The following is a 21,394-nucleotide window of genomic DNA, read 5'->3' on the forward strand; positions in this document are numbered from 1 at the left end:
CCGTGACGATCCGGGTGCTCGGCATCGACCCGGGTCTCACGCGCTGCGGCGTCGGCATCGTGGACGTGCGTCCCGACCGCCGCGCGGCGCTCGTCGAGGTCGCCGTCATCCGCACGCCTCCCGGCATGCCCCTGGAGGAGCGGCTGCTCGCCGTCGGGACGGGCATCGAGCGCCTGATCGACGAGCACGGCCCGGCCGTGGTCGCGATCGAGCGCGTGTTCGCCCAGCACAACCTCCGCACGGTGATGGGGACCGCCCAGGTCAGCGGCGTAGCCCTGCATGCGGCGGCGAAGCGCGGCCTCCCCGTGGGGCTCCACACTCCGAGCGAGGTGAAGGCCGCGGTCACCGGGTACGGGTCCGCCGACAAGAAGCAGGTGCAGGCGATGGTCGCGCGCATTCTGGGACTCGACGAGGCGCCCAAGCCGGCGGATGCCGCGGATGCGCTGGCCATCGCGATCTGCCACGCCTGGCGCGGCGGACCGGTCGCCGCGGATGCCGGGGGAGCGGCAGGCGGGCTGACCCCGGCGCAGGCCGCGTGGCGCGCCGCGGAGCGCTCCACCCGGGCGTCGGCGGCTCCCCGTAGGCTGGCACGGTGATCTCCTCCCTCCGCGGTACCGTGCTCTCGGCGAGCGGCGGAACCGCTGTCATCGAGGTGGGCGGCGTCGGCTTCGCCGTGCAGCTCACCCCCGACCATGTGCTCTCCCTGCGGGTGGGCGAGGAGGCGTTCCTCCACACCTCCCTGATCGTGCGGGAGGATGCGCTGCAGCTCTTCGGCTTCGCCGACCGCGAGCAGCTGGAGGTCTTCGAGCTCCTCAACGGCGTCTCGGGAGTCGGCCCCAAGTCCGCGATCGGCGTGCTCTCGGTGCTCTCACCGGACGACATCGCCGCCGCCGTGACGGCGGACGACGACGCTCCCTTCCGCAAGGTGTCCGGAATCGGGCCCAAGACGGCCAAGCTGATCGTCGTCTCCCTCACCGGCAAGCTGGCGGCGGTGCGCCGCCCGGCACCGGTCGCGAAGGCCACGCGGGCGCCGTCGTCCGTCTCCGACAGCGTGCTCGTCGCGCTGGTCGGCCTGGGCTGGCCGGAGCGCGTCGCGGCGGAGGCGGTGGCGGATGTCGTCGCCGACACCGACGAGGCTCAGCGTGACAGCGTCCAGACCCTCCTCCGCCTGACCCTGGCCCGCCTCGGTCCCGCGGCTCCGCAGGGAGCGCGATGAGCGACGACCTGACCGCGCCCGAACTCGAGTCGGAGTCGGAGCTCGCGTTCGAGGGCGCGCTGCGCCCGCGCTCGCTCGCGGAGTTCGTCGGGCAGGCGAAGGTGCGCGGCCAGCTGCAGCTGCTGCTCACCGCCGCACGCATGCAGGAGCGGACCGCCGACCACATCCTGCTGGCCGGGCCGCCCGGGCTCGGCAAGACCACCCTGGCGATGATCGTCGCGCACGAGAGCGAGCGGCCGTTGCGGCTGTCCAGCGGTCCGGCGATCCAGCACGCGGGCGACCTCGCGGCCCTGCTGTCGTCGCTCACGCCGGGAGAAGTGCTGTTCATCGACGAGATCCACCGCATGGCGCGCTCGGCGGAGGAGATGCTGTACCTCGCGATGGAGGACTTCCGCATCGACATCATGGTCGGCAAGGGGGCGGGCGCCACGTCCATCCCGCTCGACCTCGCGCCGTTCACGCTGGTCGGCGCGACCACGCGGTCCGGTCTGCTGCCGAACCCGCTGCGCGACCGCTTCGGCTTCACCGCTCACCTCGAGTTCTACGACGACGGGGAGCTGACCCAGGTGCTCAGCCGCGCCGCCTCGATGCTCGAGTTCGACATCGACCGGGAGGCGCTGGCCGAGATCGCGGGCCGCTGCCGCGGCACCCCGCGCATCGCCAACCGCCTGCTGCGCCGCGTGCGGGACTACGCGCTCGTGCACGGCGGCCGCGGCGATGTGGATGCGGTGCGCGCCGCCCTCGAGCTGTACGACGTCGACCCGCTCGGGCTCGACCGGCTCGATCGCGCCGTGCTCCATGTCCTCCTGGAGCGCTTCGACGGGGGACCGGTGGGTCTGAACACCCTGGCGGTCTCGGTCGGCGAGGAGGCGGAGACCATCGAGTCCGTCGTCGAGCCCTTCCTGGTGCGGATCGGACTGCTCTCGCGGACGCCCCGGGGGCGGATGGCGACCGCCGCGGCGTGGAGGCACCTGGGCATCCCCAGCCCGGCGAGGGATTCCTCCCAGCCTCCGTCGCTGATCGATGACATATAATCCAAGCTGGCCGTTCGGCCAACCCCCTTGCCCCCGATGAAAGGTTCGGCAACTCCCCATGGTCTTTGACCCGTTGACCATCGTGATGATCGTCATCCTGGCGGCACTCGTCTTCTTCATGTTCCGCAACAGCCGCAAGCGGCGCCGCGAGCAGGACGAGACCCGCTCGAAGATGGTGCCCGGCGCCGAGGTCATGACCAACTTCGGCCTCTACGGCACGCTCCTGTCCGTCGACGAGGACGACAACACCGCGCTTATCGAGACCAGCCCCGGCCACGTCGTGAAGGTGCACCGCCAGGTCCTCGCCCGCGTGGTCGAGCCGAAGGTGGCCGAGCCGGCCGCCGCGACCGAGGGCGACGTCGCCGCCGCCCCGGGTGTCGAGCTCAACCAGGACCACGCGATCGCCGCCGACGCCGACGCCACCACGCCGGAGTACGGCGAGCGGGTCGACGAGGCCAAGAAGCGCAAGAGCGACGACTGACACATTCCCTGTGACCCGGCGCTCTCGCTGAGCCGGTCACTCGTAGAAAGCTGAGTACCTAGGTGGCAAAGTCGACCCCGGTCAAGAAAGCCTGGCGTTCGCTGACATGGCTCGGCGTCATCGTGGTGGTGCTCCTGGGCACCCTCACGGCCGGCGTCCTGTTCAGCAACGCGACCTGGCTGCCCAAGCTCGCGCTCGACCTCGAGGGCGGCACGCAGATCATCCTCGCGCCGCAGGTCGAGAACGGTCAGTCCGTGCAGCAGGAGCAGCTCGACCAGGCGGTCTCGATCATCCGCCAGCGCATCGACGCGTCCGGCGTGTCCGAGGCGCAGATCTCCACCGAGGGCTCGCGCAACATCGTGGTGTCGCTGCCCGGCAAGCCGGACCAGGCGACGCTCGACCGCGTGAAGTCCAGCGCCCGCCTCGACTTCCGCCCGGTGCTCGTCGCCGGCGGCCCGACCAACGAGGTCGTCGGAGCCGACGGCAAGTCGACCCCGGCGCCGTCGCCGGCTCCGGGGCTCCAGTCCACGCCGTCCACCAAGCCGACCAACGGCAGCGACCTCGCGTGGGTGACGCCGAAGCTCCAGGCGGAGTTCGACGCGTACGACTGCAAGGCCAACGCGAGCAAGACGTCGAGCTCCGCGCCGACCGATGAGCCGCTGATCACCTGCGACGACCAGAACCAGGTCAAGTACCTGCTCGGTCCGGTCGAGGTGAAGGGCCAGGACATCAAGGACGCCAGCGCCGGGCTCGTGCAGAGCTCGCAGGGCGTGACCACGGGTCAGTGGGCGGTCAACATCGTCTTCAACGACGCCGGCACCAAGGCGTTCTCCGACGTGACGACCCGTCTCGTGGCCCTGCAAGGCGCGCAGAACCAGTTCGCCATCGTCCTCGACGGCAAGGTCATCTCCGCTCCGACCACGCAGGCGGCGATCACCGACGGCAAGCCGCAGATCACCGGCAACTTCACCGAGACCGCGTCGAAGGCACTCGCCGACCAGCTGAAGTTCGGCGCGCTGCCGTTCAGCTTCAAGGTGCAGAGCCAGGACACGATCTCGGCGACGCTGGGAACCTCGCAGCTGCTGAGCGGCCTGATCGCGGGCCTCATCGGTCTGATCCTGGTCGGCATCTACACCTTCTTCCAGTACCGACTGCTCGGCTTCGTGACGATCTTCTCGCTCGTGGTCGCCGGCGTGCTCACCTGGCTGACGATCTCGCTGCTGTCGTGGCACTACGACTACCGGCTGTCCCTGGCGGGTGTGGCGGGTCTGATCGTCGCGATCGGATTCACGGCCGACTCGTTCATCGTCTACTTCGAACGCATCCGAGACGAGTTGCGCGACGGGCGCGGACTCGAGTCCGCGGTCGAAGCGGGCTGGGGACGAGCGCGGCGCACCATCTACGCGTCGAAGGCCACCAACCTCCTCGCGGCCGTCGTGCTCTACGTGCTCGCCGCGGCGAACGTGCGCGGCTTCGCCTTCACGCTCGGCCTGACGACGATCATCGACGTCATCGTCGTGCTCCTGTTCACCCACCCGACCCTGCAGCTGCTCGCCCGCACGCGGTTCTTCAGCTCCGGTCACCCGATGTCGGGTCTCGACCCGGAGGCGCTGGGAGCCGTCTACCGCGGCGCCGCGAAGTTCCGCGCGCCGACGGTCCCGGTCCCGGTCGGCACCGCCGTCCGCAGCAGCAAGGAGGCGGCGCGCCGCCAGACCATCGCCGAGCGCAAGGCGGCGGAGCTCGCCGGCGCGACGACGTCCTCGGATCGCTCGACCGAGGGGAAGGACTCCTGATGGCCAGTCGTCTGGTGAAATTCGGCAACGACCTCTACACCGGGGCGCGGTCGGTCGACTTCGTCGGCCGCCGCAAGATCTGGTACTCCATCGCGGCCGTCATGGTCGTGCTGTCGATCCTCGTCCCCATCGTCAAGGGCGGCTTCAACTTCTCGATCGAGTTCCGCGGCGGATCGCAGTTCCAGATCAGCGACGTGTCGAGCACCGACACGTCGAAGGCGCAGAGCGCCGTCACGAGCGTTGTGCCGGATGCGGTCTCGCACGTCAGCGTGGTCGGCGACAACGCCGTCCGGGTGCAGACGGACCAGCTGTCCGAGACGCAGACGCGCGACGTGTCGGAGGCGCTGGCGAAGGCCTACGACGTCGACGCGTCGGAGGTGTCCGCGACGTTCATCGGCCCCTCGTGGGGTGCGGACGTGACGCAGCAGTCCATCCAGGGCCTCGTCGTGTTCCTGCTGCTCGCGTTCATCGCGATGGCGCTGTACTTCCGCACCTGGAAGATGTCGGCGGCCGCGATCATCTCGCTGTTCCACGACCTCATCATCACGGCCGGCGTCTACGCGCTGGTCGGGTTCGAGGTCTCGCCTGCGACGATGATCGGCTTCCTGACCATCCTCGGCTACTCGCTCTACGACACCGTCGTGGTGTTCGACAAGATCCGCGAGAACACCAAGGAGGAGCTGGAGCTCACCCGGCGGACGTTCCCGGAGGCGGTGAACCTCGCCGTCAACCAGACGCTCGTCCGGTCGATCAACACCGCCGTCGTCGCCGTGCTGCCGGTCGCGTCCATCCTGTTCATCGGCGCCTACGCGTTCGGTGCGGCGACCCTGCGCGACATCTCGCTCGCGCTGCTGATCGGCATCATCGTCGGCACGTACTCGACGATCTTCCTGGCCGCACCGATGTACTCGCAGTTCCGCGAGGGCGAGGCCGCGATCAAGAAGCACGACCAGAAGGTGCGCTCGATCCGGCCGAAGGCCGCGGTCAAGGCCGACGTCGTCGCGACCGCTGCGGAGTAACCCCGACGCATGACCGACGCCTCCGCACCTTCCGGCTTCCTGGCCGAGGACGAGGTCTCCGCTGCGCGCGCTCGCGAGCTGACCGAGCAGGACGCGGCCTGGCTGCTCGACGTTCGCGAGGGCTACGAGTGGGAGGCCGGGCACGCGCCCGGCGCCCACCACATCCCTCTCGGTGAGCTGAGCGAGCGCCAGCACGAACTGCCGGAGGACCGGCAGATCCTGGTGATCTGCCGCAGCGGCGCTCGGTCGCGGATGGTGACCGACGCCCTGAACGAGGCGAACTATCCGGCGGCCAACGTCGACGGCGGCATGGGAGCCTGGCAGGCCGGCGGCGGTCCCGTTCAGCGCGACGACGGTACGCCAGGAGCGATCGTCTAGTCCCGGCGACGTTCACCGTGACAGAACGGTGTTCCGGAACCGTCATAATGGACGACAGGAGGCGCGCGAATGGTTGATACGACGACATCGCAGAGCGCCTCTCTGCGCCGTCTGGTGCCGCGCATCTTCTCGCGCGCTCAGCCGACCGGCGCCATGGAGACCCTCATCCGCACAGTGCGCATGCACCACCCCAAGGCGGACCTCTCGCTCATCGAGCGCGCGTACGCCGTCGCCGAGCGGGCGCACCGGGGTCAGAAGCGACGCTCGGGGGAGCCGTACATCACGCATCCCGTGGCCGTGGCGCAGATCATCGCGGACCTCGGCATCGGCGCGAAGACGATCGCCGCCGCCCTGCTGCACGACACTGTCGAGGACACCGAGTACACGCTCGACGAGCTGCGCGACCAGTTCGGCGACGAGATCGCCATGCTCGTCGACGGCGTCACCAAGCTCGACAAGGTCAAGTACGGCGACAGCGCCCAGGCGGAGACCGTCCGCAAGATGATCGTCGCGATGTCGAAGGACATCCGGGTGCTGATCATCAAGCTCGCCGACCGGCTGCACAACGCGCGCACGTGGGGCTTCGTCCCGGCCGCGTCCGCGACCCGGAAGGCCACCGAGACCCTCGAGATCTACGCGCCGCTCGCCCACCGCCTCGGAATCCAGGCGATCAAGTGGGAGCTGGAAGATCTCTCGTTCGCGGTGCTGTACCCGAAGCTGTACGCCGAGATCGAGAGCCTCGTGAAGCAGCGCACGCCGGAGCGCGAGCGCCTGGTGCAGCAGGTGATCGACACCATCAACGACGACCTCAAGTCGGCGAAGATCCGCGGCAAGGTCGTCGGCCGCCCGAAGCAGTACTACTCGATCTACCAGAAGATGGTGGTGCGCGGGCGCGAGTTCGACGACATCTACGACCTGGTCGGCATCCGGGTGCTGGTGAACACCGTGCGCGACTGCTACGCCGTGCTCGGCCAGATCCACGCGCGCTGGACGCCGATGCCCGGCCGGTTCAAGGACTACATCGCCACCCCGAAGTTCAACCTGTACCAGTCGCTGCACACCACCGTCATCGGCCCGCAGGGCCGTCCGGTGGAGATCCAGATCCGCACCGAGGAGATGCACCAGCGGGCGGAGTTCGGTGTCGCGGCGCACTGGAAGTACAAGGAGCAGACGACCGGCAAGAGCTCCGGCGGTCCGGCCAAGGTCGACACGGACCTGGCCTGGCTCGCCCACATCTCGGACTGGCAGGCCGAGACGGCCGACCCGAGCGAGTTCCTGGACTCGCTCCGCTTCGAGATCGGCGCCAAAGAGGTCTACGTCTTCACGCCGAAGGGCCGCGTGATCGGACTGCCCGCCGGCGCCACCCCGGTCGACTTCGCGTATGCGGTGCACACCGAGGTCGGCCACCGCACCATGGGCGCCAAGGTCAACGGTCGGCTCGTGCCGCTGGAGAGCACGCTGAACACCGGCGACGTCGTCGAGATCTTCACGTCGAAGAACCCGGACTCCGGCCCCAGCCAGGACTGGCTGAACTTCGTCAAGAGCCCGCGTGCGCGCAACAAGATCCGCCAGTGGTTCACCAAGGAGCGCCGCGACGAGGCGATCGAGCAGGGCAAGGATGCGATCGCGCGCGCGATGCGCAAGCAGAACCTGCCGCTGCAGAAGCTGATGACGCAGGATGCGCTGGTCGAGGTGGCCTCGTCGCTCAAGCACCCGGACGTCTCCGCGCTCTACGCGGCCGTCGGCGAGGGCCACATCTCGACCCAGTCCGTGATCGAGAAGATCGTGGCGTCGTTGCAGACCGAGGCGGAGTCGGACGGGGAGCTCGAGATCCCGGTCAAGGGCCGCCGGCAGCTGCGCAACAGCGACTCGGGCGTGCTCGTGCGGGGTGCGCCGGACATCCTGGTCAAGCTGGCCAAGTGCTGCACGCCCGTGCCCGGTGACCCGATCGTCGGCTTCATCACGCGCGGCCAGGGCGTCTCCGTGCACCAGGCCAGCTGCCACAACGTGCAGTCGCTGCTGCAGGAGCCGGACCGCATGATCGAGGTCGAGTGGGCGCCCAGCTCGAAGAGCGTCTTCCTGGTGCAGATCCAGGTCGAGGCGCTCGACCGCTCGGGGCTCCTCAGCGACGTGACGCGCGTGCTCTCCGAGCACCATGTGAACATCCTCTCCGCGACGGTCACCACGTCGAGCGACCGCCTGGCACTGAGCCGGTTCGTCTTCGAGATGGGCGACACGACACACCTCGACCGTGTGCTGAACGCCGTGCGCCGCATCGACGGCGTCTACGACGTGTACCGCGTCACCGGCGGCTGACCGACGCACTCAGGCCGCCCGGACGGCATCGGGTGCCGGCAGCCGCGTACGCGCCACCGCGGGCAGGCGGCTGCGCGCCAGTGCGCATCCCTTGCGCCGTCGGGACCGCAGGGCCGCATCGAGCTGCGCCGGCGTCAGCTCGGCCAGCGCCAGCAGGTGACGGATCTCGAGCGCGGCGGCGTCACCGAAACCGCTGGGATCGCTCAGCAGATCGATCGCGGTGCGGAGCGGCGTGGTGACGCTGATCGGCCCGACCGTCATGACCTCGTCCGGCAGCAGCGAGCGGTGCCAGGCGTCGAGGCCGGCCGCGCCGAGCCCGCCGCGATGGTGGGGCGGGATGCAGACCTGCGGGAGCGGCGGCATCATCGCCCGGGTGCCGTGCACCCAGGCGGCGGACCCTCGGTCGGCGATCGCCCATCCGGGCAGTGTCGAGCTCAGAGAGTGCGCGCGCAGCTCCGGCACATCGGGCTCACCAGGAGGCGCGAACGCGTCGCCCACCCGGTAGAGCTGGCCGTCCAGGCACAGGGAGAGGAGTTCGGGCAGAGGAAGGACGCTCGAATCGAGCAGGGGCGCCGTGATCGTGGTCATGCCTCCAGCCTCGCCGAGGCGTGGGCGCGGCCGGGTCCCTCCCCGGGATCGGGGGAGAAGTCGTCAGAGTCTGGCGTTGTGGACGATTCCCAGGCGGGTCAGCCCAGCGCGTCCAGCCAGATCTTGCGTGCGTCGAGCGCCTCCTGGGCCGCCTTCACCTTCGCGCTGTCCCCGGACGCCTGCGCGTCCGCGAGCTCCTGCTCCAGCTTGGCGATGGCCGCATTGAGCTGGCTCGCCAGACCCTCCGAGCGGGCCTTCTTCTCCGGGTTGTTCTTCTCCCAGTGCTCCTCGTCGAGCCGGCGCACGGCCGCCTCCACGCGGCGCAGGCGGTCCTCGATGGGCCGGACCTGCTCGCGGGGCACGCGGCCGATCTGGTCCCACCGCTCCTGGATCGAGAGCAGCGCCGCACGCGCCGACTCGCGGTCGGTCGCCTTCAGCAGCGGCTCCGCCTCGCCGAGGAGGGCCAGCTTGGCCTGGAGATTGGCCTCGTACTCCTCGCTGTCGCGCGCATCCACCTCGGCCTTGGCGGAGTAGATGGCGTCGCCGGCCGCCTTGAAGCGGGCCCACAGCGCGTCGTCGTTCTTCTTTCCCGCGCGGCCGGCCGCCTTCCACTGGTCGAGGAGGCGGCGGTACTCGGGCACCCCGTCGGCGCCGAGCGGGATGAGCTTCTCGGCCTGCTCGATCAGGGCGGTCTTGCGGTTGCGCACGTCGCGGTGCTGCGTGTCGAGCTCGGCGAAGAACGCCTTGCGGTTGTGCTCGATGGTGGAGCGCGCGGCACGGAACCGCTTCCACAGCTCGTTCGCCTCGTTCTTCGGGAGGCGCGGACCGTCGTGCTGGTGCGCCTGCCACCGCTGGAAGAGGGCGTCGAGCGCCGTGCTGGTGGACTTCCACTGCGTCCGGGCCGGGTCCTGCGCGGCCAGCGCCTCGGCCTCCTCGACGATGGCGGTGCGCTCGGCGATCGCCCCCTCGAGGGCGGCCTTCGCCTCGGCGCTCTGCTGCTCGGTGAGCTCTTCGACCGTGCCGCCCAGCGCATCCAGCCGCTTCTGCAGCGAGGCGAGGTCGCCCACCGCGTTCGCGCCCTCGACCGCGGAGCGGAGGTTGGCGACCGACTTCGCCACGTCGGCGGCCGGTGCGCCGCGCCGGGCGCGCTGCTCCAGCAGGCCGACCTGGCCGGCGAGATCGTTGTACTTGCGCTCGAAGTACGCGAGCGCCTCCTCGGCGGAACCGTCCGGGTACTCGCCGACGACACGCTCGCCATCGCCCTCGCGGACGTACACGGTGCCGGTCTCGTCGACACGTCCCCAGGGGTGCTGTTCAGAAGTAGCCAAGAGCCTCACCTTGCTGCTGCGCGTTATGGGCGGGATGCCGCCCCACGTTTGGGAATCAGCCTATTGCACGTGCTGGGATCACTGCAGGCTGAAGCTGTCGATGGTGGTCGCGACCGCGGGCTTGCCGTCGGTCCCGCCGCCCTGCACGCCCTTGTCGGTCACCTGCGTCTTCAGCTGGTCGAGCCCCGAGGTGACCTCGCCGATCACGGTGTAGCCGCCCGCCTGGTCGGCCGGGATGGGCGTGTCCTCGTAGACGATGAAGAACTGGCTGCCCTGGCTCGAGGCGTTGTTGCTCTGGCGTGCCATGGCGATCGTGCCGGCCTTGTAGATGTTGTCGGACGGCGCGTTCTCGATCGGGCCGTAGGAGTACCCGGGGCCGCCGCTGCCGTCGCCCTTCGGGTCGCCGCACTGCAGCACGTAGAAGCCGCCGTTCGTGAGGCGGTGGCAGGTCAGGCCGTCGTAGAACTTCTTCTGCACGAGCGACACGGTCGAGGACACCGCCTGCGGTGCGGCCTTGCCGTCGAGGGAGACGCCGAGGGGGATGCCGTTGATCGTCATCGTCCCGGTCCAGGTGCGGTCCTCGGCGAGCGTCTTGGGCGGCACGGCGGCTGCCGACGCCGACGCGGAGGGGGACGCCGACGACGAGGCCGAGGCCTTCGCCGCGCCGGGGCCCGCGGAGAAGTACAGCACCTGGGTGCCGACCGCGAGGGCCACGATCACCACGGCGGCGATTCCGGCCACCCAGTTGTCACGCTTGCGGCGCTTGACCTTGTGCTCGTGGACGGTCTGGCGCGCCTGGTACGCGCGGAGCCGTTCCCGCGCCTGTCGCGCTTCGCGGTCGTTCTGCTTCGGTGCCACGTGTGTCCTCCGGCGGTCCGTACGGGGGATGTCCGCGAGGCGTCGCCCGCTGGATCATGGAGAACCCTATCCGTCGCCGCTATGCACGACCAACTCGCCGTTCCCAGCATTCCGCCCCTCCCAGCCGGAGTGTCGGTGGCCGCGACTACGCTTGTCAGGTGGTCGACGTGCAACCTGGGCTCCGGACGGGAGCGACTCCGCTCGCGGTGCGGATGCGCCCCAAGTCGCTCGACGAGGTCGCCGGCCAGCGCCACCTGCTGAAGCCCGGCTCGCCGCTCGTCGCCCTGGCCTCCGACAAGGAGGGGCAGTCGGGATCGGTCTCCGTCATCCTCTGGGGCCCTCCAGGCACCGGCAAGACCACGCTCGCGCAGGCCATCGCGCACTCGTCTGGGCGGCGCTTCGTCGAGCTCTCCGCCGTGACGGCCGGGGTGAAGGATGTGCGGCTCGTGATGGACGAGGCCCTCTCGACCCGCGATCTGTACGGCGTCTCCACGGTGCTGTTCCTCGACGAGATCCACCGCTTCACCAAGGCGCAGCAGGATGCGCTGCTCCCGGGCGTGGAGAACGGCTGGGTCATCCTCGTGGCGGCCACGACCGAGAACCCGTCGTTCTCCGTCATCTCGCCGCTGCTCTCGCGCAGCCTGCTCCTGACGCTGGAGACGCTGAGCGACGACGACCTGGGCGTGGTGATCGACCGCGCGGTCGCCGACGAGCGCGGGCTCGGCGGGCAGTACACCCTCGACCCGGAGGCGCGCGCGGCGCTGATCCGGCTGGCGTCGGGCGATGCCCGGCGTGCGCTGACGGCGCTCGAGGCGGCATCCGTGACCGCGGCGTCGTCCACGCCCGCCACCTCGAAGAAGAAGCCGGTCATCACGGCCGAGCTGGTCGCCCAGGCCGTGGACCGCGCGCTCCTGCGCTACGACCGCAACGGCGACGAGCACTACGACGTCATCAGCGCGTTCATCAAGTCGGTCCGCGGCTCCGACGTGGATGCGTCGCTCCACTACCTCGCCCGCATGATCGAGGCGGGGGAGGACCCGCGGTTCATCGCCCGGCGCATCATCGTGCTGGCCTCCGAAGACATCGGGATGGCCGACCCCCAGGCGCTCGGCGTCGCCATCGCCGCGGCGGACGCCGTGCAGTACATCGGGATGCCGGAAGGACGCATCCCACTGGCCCAGGCGGTCGTGCACCTGGCGACCGCGCCCAAGTCGAACGCGGCCTACATGGCGCTCGACGCCGCGATCGCCGACGTGCGCGCCGGGAAGATCGGCCGCGTGCCGAAACACCTGCGCGACGCGCACTACCCGGGGGCCAAGCGCCTCGGCCATGGGAAGGGCTACAAGTACCCGCACGACGACGCCCTCGGCGTGCTCGAGCAGCAGTACCTGCCCGACGAGCTGCAGGGCACGACCTACTACACGCCGACCGAGCACGGCAACGAGCGCGACGTCTCCGCACGCCTCGCCAAGCTCCGCCGCATCGTGCGCGGGCGCTGACCGCGATCTGTTAGACTTTCTGCGCCTAGAAGCGTGTCCGAGGTGCGGCTGCCGCGGACACGACTCGACGGGAACGGCCCTGTAGCCGGGCTTCCCTGGCGACAATCCCTCTCTCTGCGGCGCACTGTGCCTATGAACAGCGCGTGTGCGCCCGCATCCATCACTTCAGAGAGAAAACCGAAAGGAAACCGTGTCTTCACGTTCCCGCAGCAAGACCCGCGAGTCGCGGGCCCTGGGCATCCCGCTCACCCCGAAGGCGGCGCGCTACATGGAGAAGCGCCCCTACGCTCCGGGTGAGCACGGCCGCACCAAGCGCAAGGCCGACTCCGACTACGCGGTGCGTCTTCGCGAGAAGCAGCGCCTGCGCGCCCAGTACGGCATCCGCGAGAAGCAGCTCCGCATCGCCTTCGAGGAGGCCCGTCGCACCCAGGGCCTGACCGGTGAGAACCTGGTCGAGCTCCTCGAGATGCGTCTCGACGCCCTCGTGCTGCGCGCCGGCTTCGCCCGCACCATCACGCAGGCCCGCCAGTTCGTCGTGCACCGCCACATCCTCGTCGACGGCAAGATCGTCGACCGTCCGTCCTTCCGCGTGAAGCCGGGCCAGCTCATCCACGTCAAGGCCCGCTCCGAGGGCACCGAGCCCTTCCAGGTCGCGGCCGCCGGCGGTCACCTGGACGTGCTGCCGAAGACCCCGGGCTACCTGGACGTCGAGATCGACAAGCTCCAGGCCCGCCTGGTGCGTCGCCCGAAGCGCGCCGAGGTCCCCGTGACCTGTGAGGTCCAGCTGGTCGTCGAGTACTACGCGGCTCGCTGACACTCGCAGCACCGGCGCTCAGCGTCAACGCTCCCGGAACGGGGTCGCGGCATCACGCCGCGGCCCCGTTCCGCGTTCCCGGCGGCGCCTCTTCCGGCTACGCTTGAGCGGTATGCCCGTGGCGGAATGGAAGGAGTCACCGTGTCCGGTGGAGACATCGCAGGCCTGATCGCGGCCGTCGTGTTCGCGGTCCTGGTCGGTTTCATCGCCATCCCGCTGATCAAGCTCGGCCGCGTGCTGGACTCGACGCGGGACGCCATCAAGGAGGCGAGCGACGGCATCACGCCGATCCTCGACGAGACGGCGACCACCCTGCAGGAGACCAACAAGCAGCTGGCGCGGGTGGATGTGATCACCAAGAACGTCGCGGATGTCACCGGAAACGTGTCGGCGCTCGTCGCGCTGTTCGCCGCGACGGTCGGCGGTCCGCTCATCAAACTGGCCGGATTCAGCGCCGCAGCGCGGGCCGCGTTCATGGCGGCCGGGGGCTTCGCCTCGCGCACGTCCTCCACAGGCGGCGGGTCGTCCACCGGTTCGTCCCGCTCCCGGAGACGTCGCACCGACTCCCACTAGACTTGGGTACCGTGCGCCGGGGCTCGCCCGCGGCGGCATCCAGAGAGGGAGGATCAAGCATGAAGAGTTTCCTGTGGCTGCTCGTCGGGGTCGCCATCGGCTTCGCCGTCGCCCACAAGGTCAACGAGACCGCCAAGGGTCGCGAATTCTTCAGCAACATCGACCAGAAGGCGCGTGACTTCGGCGAGGCCGTCTCGGACGGCTACCGCCAGCGCGAGGCCGAGATCCGCTCGGCCATCCAGGGCGACTGACGCCCTTCTCCCACCTCGCAGACCTCGATCGACCGGAACCCATGCAGACCGCTGAAATCCACCGCCGCTGGCTCGACTTCTTCGCGCAGCGCGGCCACACCGTCGTCCCCTCCGCCTCCCTGGTCAGCGACGACCCGTCGCTGCTGTTCACGGTGGCCGGGATGGTGCCCTTCGTGCCCTACCTGACCGGTGTCGTGCCGGCGCCGTTCCCGCGCGCCACCAGCGTGCAGAAGTGCATCCGCACGCTCGACATCGACGAGGTCGGCAAGACGCCGCGTCACGGCACGTTCTTCCAGATGGCCGGCAACTTCTCGTTCGGCGACTACTTCAAGGAGCAGGCCATCACGTTCGCGTGGGAGCTGCTCACCACCTCCGAGGACGAGGGCGGCCTCGGCTTCGACCCGAAGGACCTCTGGGTCACGGTGTACGAGGAGGACGACGAGGCGCGCGAGATCTGGACCCGCGTGTCAACCCTCCCGCCCGAGCGCATCCAGGACCTCGGCAAGGACACGAACTACTGGTCGACCGGACAGCCCGGTCCCGCGGGTCCGTGCTCCGAGATCTTCTTCGACCGCGGCCCGGCCTACGGCGCCGACGGGGGACCGGCGACCGACGACGACCGCTACGTCGAGATCTGGAACCTCGTCTTCATGCAGTACCTGCGTGGTGAGGGCGACGGCAAGAAGGACTTCGAGATCCTCGGCGACCTGCCGAAGAAGAACATCGACACCGGCCTGGGGCTCGAGCGCGTCGCGTTCATCAAGCAGGGCGTCGACAACATGTACGAGATCGACCAGGTGCGTCCGGTCCTCGACCGCGCGGCCGAGCTCGCGAAGAAGCCGTACGGCAACCAGGCGCACGAGGACGACGTGCGGCTGCGTGTCGTCGCCGACCACGTCCGCAGCGCGCTCATGCTGATGGCCGACGGCGTGACCCCGTCGAACGAGGGCCGCGGCTACGTGCTGCGGCGCCTGCTGCGCCGCACGGTGCGCGCGATGCGCCTGCTGGGCGTCGAGACCGCGACCTTCCCGGAGCTCTTCCCGGCGTCGCGCGACGCCATGAAGGCGGCGTACCCGGAGGTCGAGACCGAATTCGACCGCATCTCCCAGCTGGCGTACGCCGAAGAGGAGACGTTCCTGCGCACGCTCGCTGCGGGCACGACCATCCTCGACACGGCGGTCGCCACCACGCAGAAGGAGGGGCGCAAGCAGCTCGCGGGCGACACCGCCTTCCTGCTCCACGACACCTACGGCTTCCCGATCGACCTCACGCTCGAGATGGCGGAGGAGGCCGGCCTCAGCGTCGACCGCACCGCATTCGACACCCTGATGGCCGACCAGCGCGCCCGCGCGAAGGCGGACGCCAAGGCGAAGAAGACGGCGCTGGCCGACCTCTCCGTCTACAGCGCCTTCCGCTCGCTGGGCGAGACCGTGTTCACCGGCTACACCGAGCTCGAGACCGAGTCGAGCGTGCTCGGCCTGATCGTCGACGGCCGTTCGGTCGACCGCGCCCGCGAGGGTCAGGTCGCCGAGATCATCCTCGGCGCCACCGCTCTGTACGCGGAGTCCGGCGGTCAGGATGCGGACGCGGGCAGCATCGTCGGCCCGGGCTACGAGCTCGACGTGCTCGACGTGCAGAAGCCGGTCAAGGGCCTGATCAGCCACAAGGTGCTCGTGCGCAGCGGCGAGGTGGGCGTCGGCGCGCCCGCGACCAGCCTCGTGGATGCGGACTACCGCCGCGGGGCGCGACAGGCGCACTCCGGCACGCACATCATCCACGCGGCACTTCGCCAGGTGCTCGGCCCCAACGCGCACCAGTCCGGCTCCTACAACAAGGCCGGCTACCTGCGGCTCGACTTCTCGTGGAACCAGGCGCTCTCGGCGGAGACCCGCAGCGAGATCGAGGAGATCTCGAACAACGCGATCCGTCAGAACCTCGAGGTCACCACGCGCGAGCTGCCGCTCGCCGAGGCCAAGGCGCTCGGTGCGATGGCGCTGTTCGGCGAGAAGTACGGCGACGTCGTCCGCGTGGTCGACATCGGCGGCCCGTGGTCGCGCGAGCTGTGCGCCGGCACGCACGTGGCGACGAGCTCGGAGATCGGCATGATCAACCTGGTGAGCGAGTCGTCGGTCGGTTCGACCAACCGGCGCGTCGAATCCCTGGTCGGCCTCGAGGCCTTCAAAGACCTGGCGGTCGAGCGCACCATCGTGTCGCAGCTCTCCAGCTCGCTGAAGACGCCGCGCGAGCAGCTGCCCGAGAAGATCGCCGACCTCATGGCGAACCTCAAGGCGGCCGAGAAGCGCATCCAGGCGTTCGAAGCGCGCGGGTTGCTCGACAAGGTGCCCGGGCTGCTCGAGTCCGCGTCGCGTCGCGGTGCCGTGACGGTCGTGGCCGAGGACGCCGGGACGCTCAACACCCCCGACGACCTGCGGCTGCTCGCGACCACGGTCCGCGAACGGCTCGGCTCCGACCCGGCGGCGGTCGCCCTCGCGGCGCGCGCCGGCGGCAAGCCCGTCGTCATCGTGGCGACGAACCAGGCGGCGCGCGACGCGGGCGTCAACGCAGGTGCCCTCGCGAAGACCGCGGCCGGCGTGCTCGGCGGTGGTGGCGGCGGCAAGGCCGACCTCGCGCAGGGCGGCGGCACGGATGCCGAAGCGATCCCGGCGGCGCTGACTGCGGTCGTGTCGGCGATCGGATAGTCCCGTGCGCAGCGGGGTGCGGCTGGGCATCGATGTGGGCAAGGTGCGGATCGGCGTGAGCCGGTCCGACCTGCACGGGATGCTGGCCACACCGGTCGAGACGGTCGCGCGCTCCGAGGATGCTGCGGATCGCCGCCGCATCACGAAGATCGTGAGGGAACTCGGAGCGTTCGAGGTTATCGTCGGACTGCCGTTGGCGCTCTCGGGCGCGCACACCGCCTCCACGGCGGACGCGATCGGTTTCGCCGAGGCGCTGGCCGCCGAGGCCGGCGTCCCGGTCCGGCTGATCGACGAGCGCCTCACCACCGTGTCGGCGGCCTCGGCGCTCCGGGCGTCGGGCAGGAACGCGAAGAAGGCGCGTCCGGTCGTCGATCAGGTGGCCGCCACGATAATTTTGCAGCACGCCCTCGATGCGGAACGGGCCACAGGCCGTCCGCCGGGTGACCCCGTCGAAACGAGCATTGGACAGTAGCGTGTCTCAGAACCCCGAGCAGCGGCCCGAGCCGCCCGTGTTCCCGGCGGTGAACCGTCCGCCGGTGCCGCAGGAGCAGCGGCCGGCGGGCGACCAGCATGAGCCGGCGCCGCAGCAGGGCCAGCCGGCCACGGACCGTCCGCCGATGACCCGTCGCGAGGCGCGTGCCGCCCGGGAGGCGGCTGAGAAGGGCGGGCTGCGCGAACCCATCTCGTCGCCCACGCCGACCCAGGAGTCGCCCTCCGACCTCGCGGCCCTGGCGGGTCTGGACTTCGACGCGGTGATCACCGGCCCGATCGCGCAGGTGGAGGAGCCCGCCCCCGTCGGCGCGGCCGTGCGGCACGAGGCCGAGGAGCCGTCCTCGCATCACGATCATCCTGCGCGTACTGTGTTCGGAGTGCTGGAGGACACCGAAGACGAGTCCGTCGACGAGGGGCATCCCCTCGTCTGGCGACAGCAGAACTACCTGTCGCACGACGAGCCCCCGAAGAAGCGCCGCTGGGTCAAGCGCCTCATCGTCACCATCGTCGTGCTCGGCATCCTGGGCGGGATGGCCGGTGGCGCGTACGCCATCTTCCAGCCCCAGATCGCCAAGGTCCACGACGCTCTGTTCCCGCCCGCGAACGACTACAGCGGCAGCGGCACCGGCGAGGTGATGTTCACGATCAAGTCGGGCGACGACGGCTCGACCATCGCGAACAACCTGGCCAAGGCGGGCGTGGTGAAGACGTACGACGCCTTCTACTCGCTGCTGCTCCGGCAGAAGCCGGAGGCGCAGTTCCAGCCCGGTGTGTTCAAGCTCGCGAAGAAGATGAGCGCGGCCGCAGCGCTCGCCTCGCTGCAGGATCCGTCGTCGCGCGTGGAGAACACCGCCGTGATCCCGGAGGGGACGCCGGAGAAGGACATCCTCCAGACGGTGTCCGACGCGACGAAGATCCCGCTCGCCGACCTGCAGGCGGCGGCCGCCAACCCGGCCGCGTACGGTCTGCCGGCGCAGGCGAAGTCCCTGGAGGGCTTCCTGTTCCCGGCCACCTACACGTTCGCGCCGGGGACGACGGCGCAGGACGCGATCAAGACGATGGTCGACCGGATGTTCCAGGCGCTCGACGACGCCGGTGTCGCCCCGGAGAACCGGTGGAACACGGTCGTCCTGGCGTCGGTCGTGCAGCGCGAGGCCGGCCTCAAGGACGACTACCCGAAGGTGGCCCGCGTCTTCCTCAACCGCCTGGCGCAGGGCTGGGACCTCCAGTCCGACGCGACGGTCGCCTACGGCACCGGGCACACCGACCGGGTCGAGACGACGGACGCCGAGCGCGCCGACGCGAACAACCCGTACAACACCTACGTGCACCCCGGACTGCCGGTCGGACCGATCTCGAACCCGGGCGACCTGGCGATCAACGCGGTGCAGCATCCCGCCGACGGCACGTGGATGTACTTCGTCACCTGGAACCTCCAGACCGGCGAGACGATCTTCTCCACCACGCAGGCGGAGCACGACGCCGCGGTGGAGAAATGGCAGCAGTGGATGAAGGACAACCCCGGCTATGAGTGAATCCAGCGCGCGTCAGGGCGACGACGAGACGACCGACGCGGCCGTGGAGGACGGCGTCTCCGAGGCGTCGGCGGAGGCGTCGATCGCTGAGCTGGTGGAGCGGGAGCGCGAGCTCGAAGCCGAGGAGGCCGCGGTCGCCGAGGCCGAGGATGCGGCGGAGCGCGAGGAGCCGGAGGACGACGAGGAGCCGGCGGACGAGGAGCCGGCAGCGGTCGACGCCGCCGCGCCCGACGATTCGGCCACGCCCGACGATTCCGCCGAGGCCGGGGATCCGCTCGAGCCCGCGCCGTTGCAGGCGGAGAAGAAGCCGGCCAAGCCCGCCGCGAAGCCGGCCGCCAAGAAGGCGTCGCCCGCCAAGCCGACGGCGAAGAAGGCGCCCAGCCGGCGGCTGGCCGTCCTCGGCTCGCCCATCGGCCACTCCCGGTCGCCCGAGCTGCACCGTGCCGCGTACGACGCCCTCGGGCTCGACTGGGCGTACGAGGCCGTCGACGTGACCGAGGAGGCGCTGCCCGGTTTCATCGGCGGCCTCGGACCCGAGTGGCGCGGCCTGTCGCTCACCATGCCGCTCAAGAAGGCCGTGCTCCCGCTGCTGAGCGAGACGGACCGGATCAGCGACCAGGCCGGCGGCGCGAACACCGTGCTGCTCGACGGCGACGAGCTCCGCGGGTTCAACACGGACGTGCCCGGCATCGTCCGCGCCCTGCAGGCCGCCGGGCGCGAGCAGGCCCGTTACGTCCACATCCTGGGTGGGGGAGCGACCGCCGCCTCGGCCCTCGTGGCCGCCGCCGACCTCGGCGCCGAGCGCGTGGACGTGCACGTCCGCGACCTCGCTCGCAGCGCCTGGATCGAGCCGCTGGCCTCCGACCTGGGTCTGCGCGTGCGCATCCGCCCGTTCTCGCAGGCCGACCGCTCGCTCGACGTCCCGGATCTCGTCATCAGCACCCTCCCCGGAGGTACCACGACGGAGGCCGTGTACACGGACTCCACCCGTCGCCGTTCGATGCTCTTCGACGTCGCGTACGAGCCGTGGCCCACGCCGCTCGCGCGCCAGTGGGAGTCCGTCGGCGGCCGCGTGGTGTCGGGGCTGGCGATGCTCGCCCACCAGGCGCTCCTGCAGGTGCGCATCTTCGTCTCGGGCGACCCGCTGCAGCCGCTCCAGGACGAGGACGAGGTGCTCGCGGCGATGCTCGAGGCCGTCGGGATCGACGAGCAGGGCGCACCAGTGGAGGTCTGACGGCCGTTGCCGTTATGCCAGAATCGAAGAATGCTTCGTTGGCTCACGGCCGGGGAATCCCACGGCCCCGAACTCATCGCCGTCCTGGAGGGACTTCCCGCCGGGGTCCCGGTGTCGCTCGACGCCATCCGCGCCGATCTGGCGCGCCGCAAGCTCGGCTATGGCCGCGGAGCCCGCATGAAGTTCGAGCAGGACGCCCTCGACATCTCGGGCGGCGTCCGCCACGGGCTCAGCCTCGGCAGCCCGATCGCTCTGCGCATCGGCAACACCGAGTGGCCGAAATGGGTCGACGTGATGAGCCCCGAGCCCGTGGACCCCGAGGTGCTGAACTCGGGCCGCGGCGCGGCGCTGACGCGTCCGCGTCCCGGCCACGCCGACCTGGTGGGCATGCAGAAGTACGGCTTCGATGAGGCCCGTCCCGTGCTGGAGCGCGCGAGCGCCCGTGAGACCGCCGCGCGCGTCGCGCTCGGCGCCGTCGCCAAGTCGTTCCTCGACGAGCTCGGCATCACCCTCGTCAGCCACACGCTGTCGATCGGCCCGGTGCGCGTCCCCGAGGGCTCGCCGCTGCCGCGTCCCTCGGACGTCGACACCCTCGACGCCGACCCGCTGCGCTGCTTCGACCCGGCGACGTCCGAGCGGATGGTCGCCGAGGTGGACGCCGCGCACAAGGACGGCGACACGCTGGGCGGCGTCGTGGAGGTGCTCGCGTACGGCCTGCCGCCCGGGCTCGGCTCGCACGTGCACTGGGACCGCAAGCTCGACGCCCAGCTCGCCGCCGCCCTGATGGGCATCCAGGCGATCAAGGGCGTCGAGATCGGCGACGGCTTCCTCACCACCACCCGCCGCGGCTCCGAGGCGCACGACGAACTGGTCGCCGACGACGGCACCATCCTCCGCACCAGCGACAAGGCGGGCGGCACCGAGGGCGGCATGAGCACCGGCGGCGTGCTGCGCGTGCGCGCCGGCATGAAGCCCATCGCGACCGTCCCGCACGCCCTGCGGACGGTGGATGTGGCCACCAGCGAGGCCGCACCGGCCCACCACCAGCGCTCCGACGTCTGCGCGGTGCCCGCCGCCGGCGTGGTGGCGGAGGCGATGGTGGCGCTCGTGCTCGCGAACGCCGTCCTGGAGAAGTTCGGCGGCGACTCGATCGCCGAGACGTCGCGCAACCTGCAGGGCTACCTCGACGCCATCCCCGCGAACCTCACCACCGAACGCGCCAGTGCTCCCTACGCCTGAGCCCCGAGCGTCTGAGCCCCGAGCGTCTGAGGCCGGAGCGCCTGAGA

At 70.4% G+C, this 21,394-nt stretch carries 20 protein-coding genes; 17 read left to right on the forward strand and 3 right to left on the reverse strand.

Annotated elements, in window-relative coordinates:
- Positions 1-8 precede the first annotated feature (8 nt).
- From ruvC to ACTJI1_RS06375, 8 genes are all read left to right on the forward strand, one after another.
- Positions 9-596 carry a crossover junction endodeoxyribonuclease RuvC gene (gene ruvC, locus ACTJI1_RS06340; RefSeq protein WP_310134926.1) on the forward strand — a complete coding sequence of 196 codons (588 nt, stop codon included), beginning with the start codon at positions 9-11 and terminating at the stop codon, positions 594-596.
- Positions 593-1,216 carry a Holliday junction branch migration protein RuvA gene (gene ruvA / locus ACTJI1_RS06345; protein WP_440741954.1) on the forward strand — a complete coding sequence of 208 codons (624 nt, stop codon included), beginning with the start codon at positions 593-595 and terminating at the stop codon, positions 1,214-1,216. The genes ruvC and ruvA overlap by 4 nt, the downstream gene beginning before the upstream one ends.
- The gene (gene ruvB, locus ACTJI1_RS06350; protein ID WP_440741955.1) at positions 1,213-2,250 is read left to right on the forward strand and encodes a Holliday junction branch migration DNA helicase RuvB; all 1,038 of its coding nucleotides are present in this window, start codon (positions 1,213-1,215) and stop codon (positions 2,248-2,250) included. The genes ruvA and ruvB overlap by 4 nt, the downstream gene beginning before the upstream one ends.
- A gap of 58 nt (positions 2,251-2,308) precedes the next feature.
- A complete protein-coding gene (yajC, locus tag ACTJI1_RS06355; protein ID WP_440741956.1) occupies positions 2,309-2,731 on the forward strand; it encodes a preprotein translocase subunit YajC in 423 nt (140 codons plus the stop codon).
- A gap of 62 nt (positions 2,732-2,793) precedes the next feature.
- Positions 2,794-4,524 carry a protein translocase subunit SecD gene (secD, locus tag ACTJI1_RS06360; RefSeq protein WP_440741957.1) on the forward strand — a complete coding sequence of 577 codons (1,731 nt, stop codon included), beginning with the start codon at positions 2,794-2,796 and terminating at the stop codon, positions 4,522-4,524.
- Positions 4,524-5,543 carry a protein translocase subunit SecF gene (gene secF, locus ACTJI1_RS06365; protein ID WP_310129613.1) on the forward strand — a complete coding sequence of 340 codons (1,020 nt, stop codon included), beginning with the start codon at positions 4,524-4,526 and terminating at the stop codon, positions 5,541-5,543. Before secD ends, secF begins: the two co-directional genes overlap by 1 nt.
- 9 nt (positions 5,544-5,552) lie before the next feature.
- Positions 5,553-5,921 carry a rhodanese-like domain-containing protein gene (locus ACTJI1_RS06370; RefSeq protein WP_440741958.1) on the forward strand — a complete coding sequence of 123 codons (369 nt, stop codon included), beginning with the start codon at positions 5,553-5,555 and terminating at the stop codon, positions 5,919-5,921.
- Positions 5,922-5,990: 69 nt separating this feature from the next.
- Positions 5,991-8,237: a RelA/SpoT family protein gene (locus ACTJI1_RS06375; protein ID WP_310129609.1), complete on the forward strand. Its 2,247-nt coding sequence runs from the start codon at positions 5,991-5,993 to the stop codon at positions 8,235-8,237.
- Positions 8,238-8,246: 9 nt separating this feature from the next.
- Here the strand turns inward: ACTJI1_RS06375 and ACTJI1_RS06380 are convergent, their stop codons facing one another.
- The 3 genes from ACTJI1_RS06380 to ACTJI1_RS06390 all read right to left on the reverse strand — a co-directional run bounded on the left by ACTJI1_RS06380 (position 8,247) and on the right by ACTJI1_RS06390 (position 11,011).
- Positions 8,247-8,825 carry a type IV toxin-antitoxin system AbiEi family antitoxin gene (locus tag ACTJI1_RS06380; protein ID WP_440741959.1) on the reverse strand — a complete coding sequence of 193 codons (579 nt, stop codon included), beginning with the start codon at positions 8,823-8,825 and terminating at the stop codon, positions 8,247-8,249.
- A gap of 98 nt (positions 8,826-8,923) precedes the next feature.
- Complete coding sequence (locus ACTJI1_RS06385; protein WP_440742183.1) at positions 8,924-10,102, reverse strand: DUF349 domain-containing protein; 1,179 nt, start codon at positions 10,100-10,102, stop codon at positions 8,924-8,926.
- A 129-nt stretch (positions 10,103-10,231) separates the two neighbouring features.
- Entirely contained in the window at positions 10,232-11,011 is a 780-nt protein-coding gene (locus ACTJI1_RS06390; protein WP_440741960.1) for a peptidylprolyl isomerase, read from the reverse strand.
- A gap of 158 nt (positions 11,012-11,169) precedes the next feature.
- Between ACTJI1_RS06390 and ACTJI1_RS06395 the strand changes: the two genes are divergently transcribed.
- The 9 genes from ACTJI1_RS06395 to aroC all read left to right on the forward strand — a co-directional run bounded on the left by ACTJI1_RS06395 (position 11,170) and on the right by aroC (position 21,347).
- Positions 11,170-12,510: a replication-associated recombination protein A gene (locus ACTJI1_RS06395; RefSeq protein WP_440741961.1), complete on the forward strand. Its 1,341-nt coding sequence runs from the start codon at positions 11,170-11,172 to the stop codon at positions 12,508-12,510.
- A 190-nt stretch (positions 12,511-12,700) separates the two neighbouring features.
- Positions 12,701-13,324 (forward strand): 30S ribosomal protein S4, encoded by a 624-nt coding sequence (gene rpsD, locus ACTJI1_RS06400; protein WP_064109207.1) that lies wholly within the window; start codon positions 12,701-12,703, stop codon positions 13,322-13,324.
- 141 nt (positions 13,325-13,465) lie between these two features.
- Entirely contained in the window at positions 13,466-13,897 is a 432-nt protein-coding gene (locus ACTJI1_RS06405; protein WP_310129599.1) for a DUF948 domain-containing protein, read from the forward strand.
- A gap of 59 nt (positions 13,898-13,956) precedes the next feature.
- Entirely contained in the window at positions 13,957-14,148 is a 192-nt protein-coding gene (locus ACTJI1_RS06410) for a hypothetical protein (protein ID WP_310129598.1), read from the forward strand.
- Positions 14,149-14,189: 41 nt separating this feature from the next.
- Complete coding sequence (gene alaS / locus ACTJI1_RS06415) at positions 14,190-16,847, forward strand: alanine--tRNA ligase (RefSeq protein WP_440741962.1); 2,658 nt, start codon at positions 14,190-14,192, stop codon at positions 16,845-16,847.
- A gap of 4 nt (positions 16,848-16,851) precedes the next feature.
- Positions 16,852-17,319: a Holliday junction resolvase RuvX gene (gene ruvX / locus ACTJI1_RS06420; RefSeq protein ID WP_440741963.1), complete on the forward strand. Its 468-nt coding sequence runs from the start codon at positions 16,852-16,854 to the stop codon at positions 17,317-17,319.
- A gap of 1 nt (position 17,320) precedes the next feature.
- Positions 17,321-18,874 (forward strand): endolytic transglycosylase MltG, encoded by a 1,554-nt coding sequence (gene mltG, locus ACTJI1_RS06425; RefSeq protein ID WP_440741964.1) that lies wholly within the window; start codon positions 17,321-17,323, stop codon positions 18,872-18,874.
- Entirely contained in the window at positions 18,867-20,108 is a 1,242-nt protein-coding gene (locus ACTJI1_RS06430) for a shikimate dehydrogenase (protein WP_440741965.1), read from the forward strand. Before mltG ends, ACTJI1_RS06430 begins: the two co-directional genes overlap by 8 nt.
- 30 nt (positions 20,109-20,138) lie before the next feature.
- Positions 20,139-21,347, forward strand: coding sequence for a chorismate synthase (gene aroC / locus ACTJI1_RS06435; RefSeq protein ID WP_310129591.1), 1,209 nt, complete (start codon positions 20,139-20,141; stop codon positions 21,345-21,347).
- Positions 21,348-21,394 lie beyond the last annotated feature (47 nt).

This window comes from Leifsonia sp. 22587 (assembly GCF_052044215.1).
GTDB classification, from domain to species: Bacteria; Actinomycetota; Actinomycetes; order Actinomycetales; family Microbacteriaceae; genus Leifsonia; species Leifsonia shinshuensis_C.

Excerpts from the sequence above, each read along its gene's own strand:
- ruvB (WP_440741955.1), top strand. The coding sequence starts at position 1,213 with ATGAGCGACGACCTGACCGCGCCCGAACTCGAGTCGGAGTCGGAGCTC.
- ACTJI1_RS06370 (WP_440741958.1), top strand. The coding sequence starts at position 5,553 with ATGACCGACGCCTCCGCACCTTCCGGCTTCCTGGCCGAGGACGAGGTC.
- alaS (WP_440741962.1), top strand. The coding sequence starts at position 14,190 with ATGCAGACCGCTGAAATCCACCGCCGCTGGCTCGACTTCTTCGCGCAG.
- yajC (WP_440741956.1), top strand. The coding sequence starts at position 2,309 with ATGGTCTTTGACCCGTTGACCATCGTGATGATCGTCATCCTGGCGGCA.
- ACTJI1_RS06380 (WP_440741959.1), bottom strand. The coding sequence starts at position 8,825 with ATGACCACGATCACGGCGCCCCTGCTCGATTCGAGCGTCCTTCCTCTG.
- ACTJI1_RS06430 (WP_440741965.1), top strand. The coding sequence starts at position 18,867 with ATGAGTGAATCCAGCGCGCGTCAGGGCGACGACGAGACGACCGACGCG.
- ACTJI1_RS06375 (WP_310129609.1), top strand. The coding sequence starts at position 5,991 with ATGGTTGATACGACGACATCGCAGAGCGCCTCTCTGCGCCGTCTGGTG.
- aroC (WP_310129591.1), top strand. The coding sequence starts at position 20,139 with ATGCTTCGTTGGCTCACGGCCGGGGAATCCCACGGCCCCGAACTCATC.
- secF (WP_310129613.1), top strand. The coding sequence starts at position 4,524 with ATGGCCAGTCGTCTGGTGAAATTCGGCAACGACCTCTACACCGGGGCG.
- ACTJI1_RS06410 (WP_310129598.1), top strand. The coding sequence starts at position 13,957 with ATGAAGAGTTTCCTGTGGCTGCTCGTCGGGGTCGCCATCGGCTTCGCC.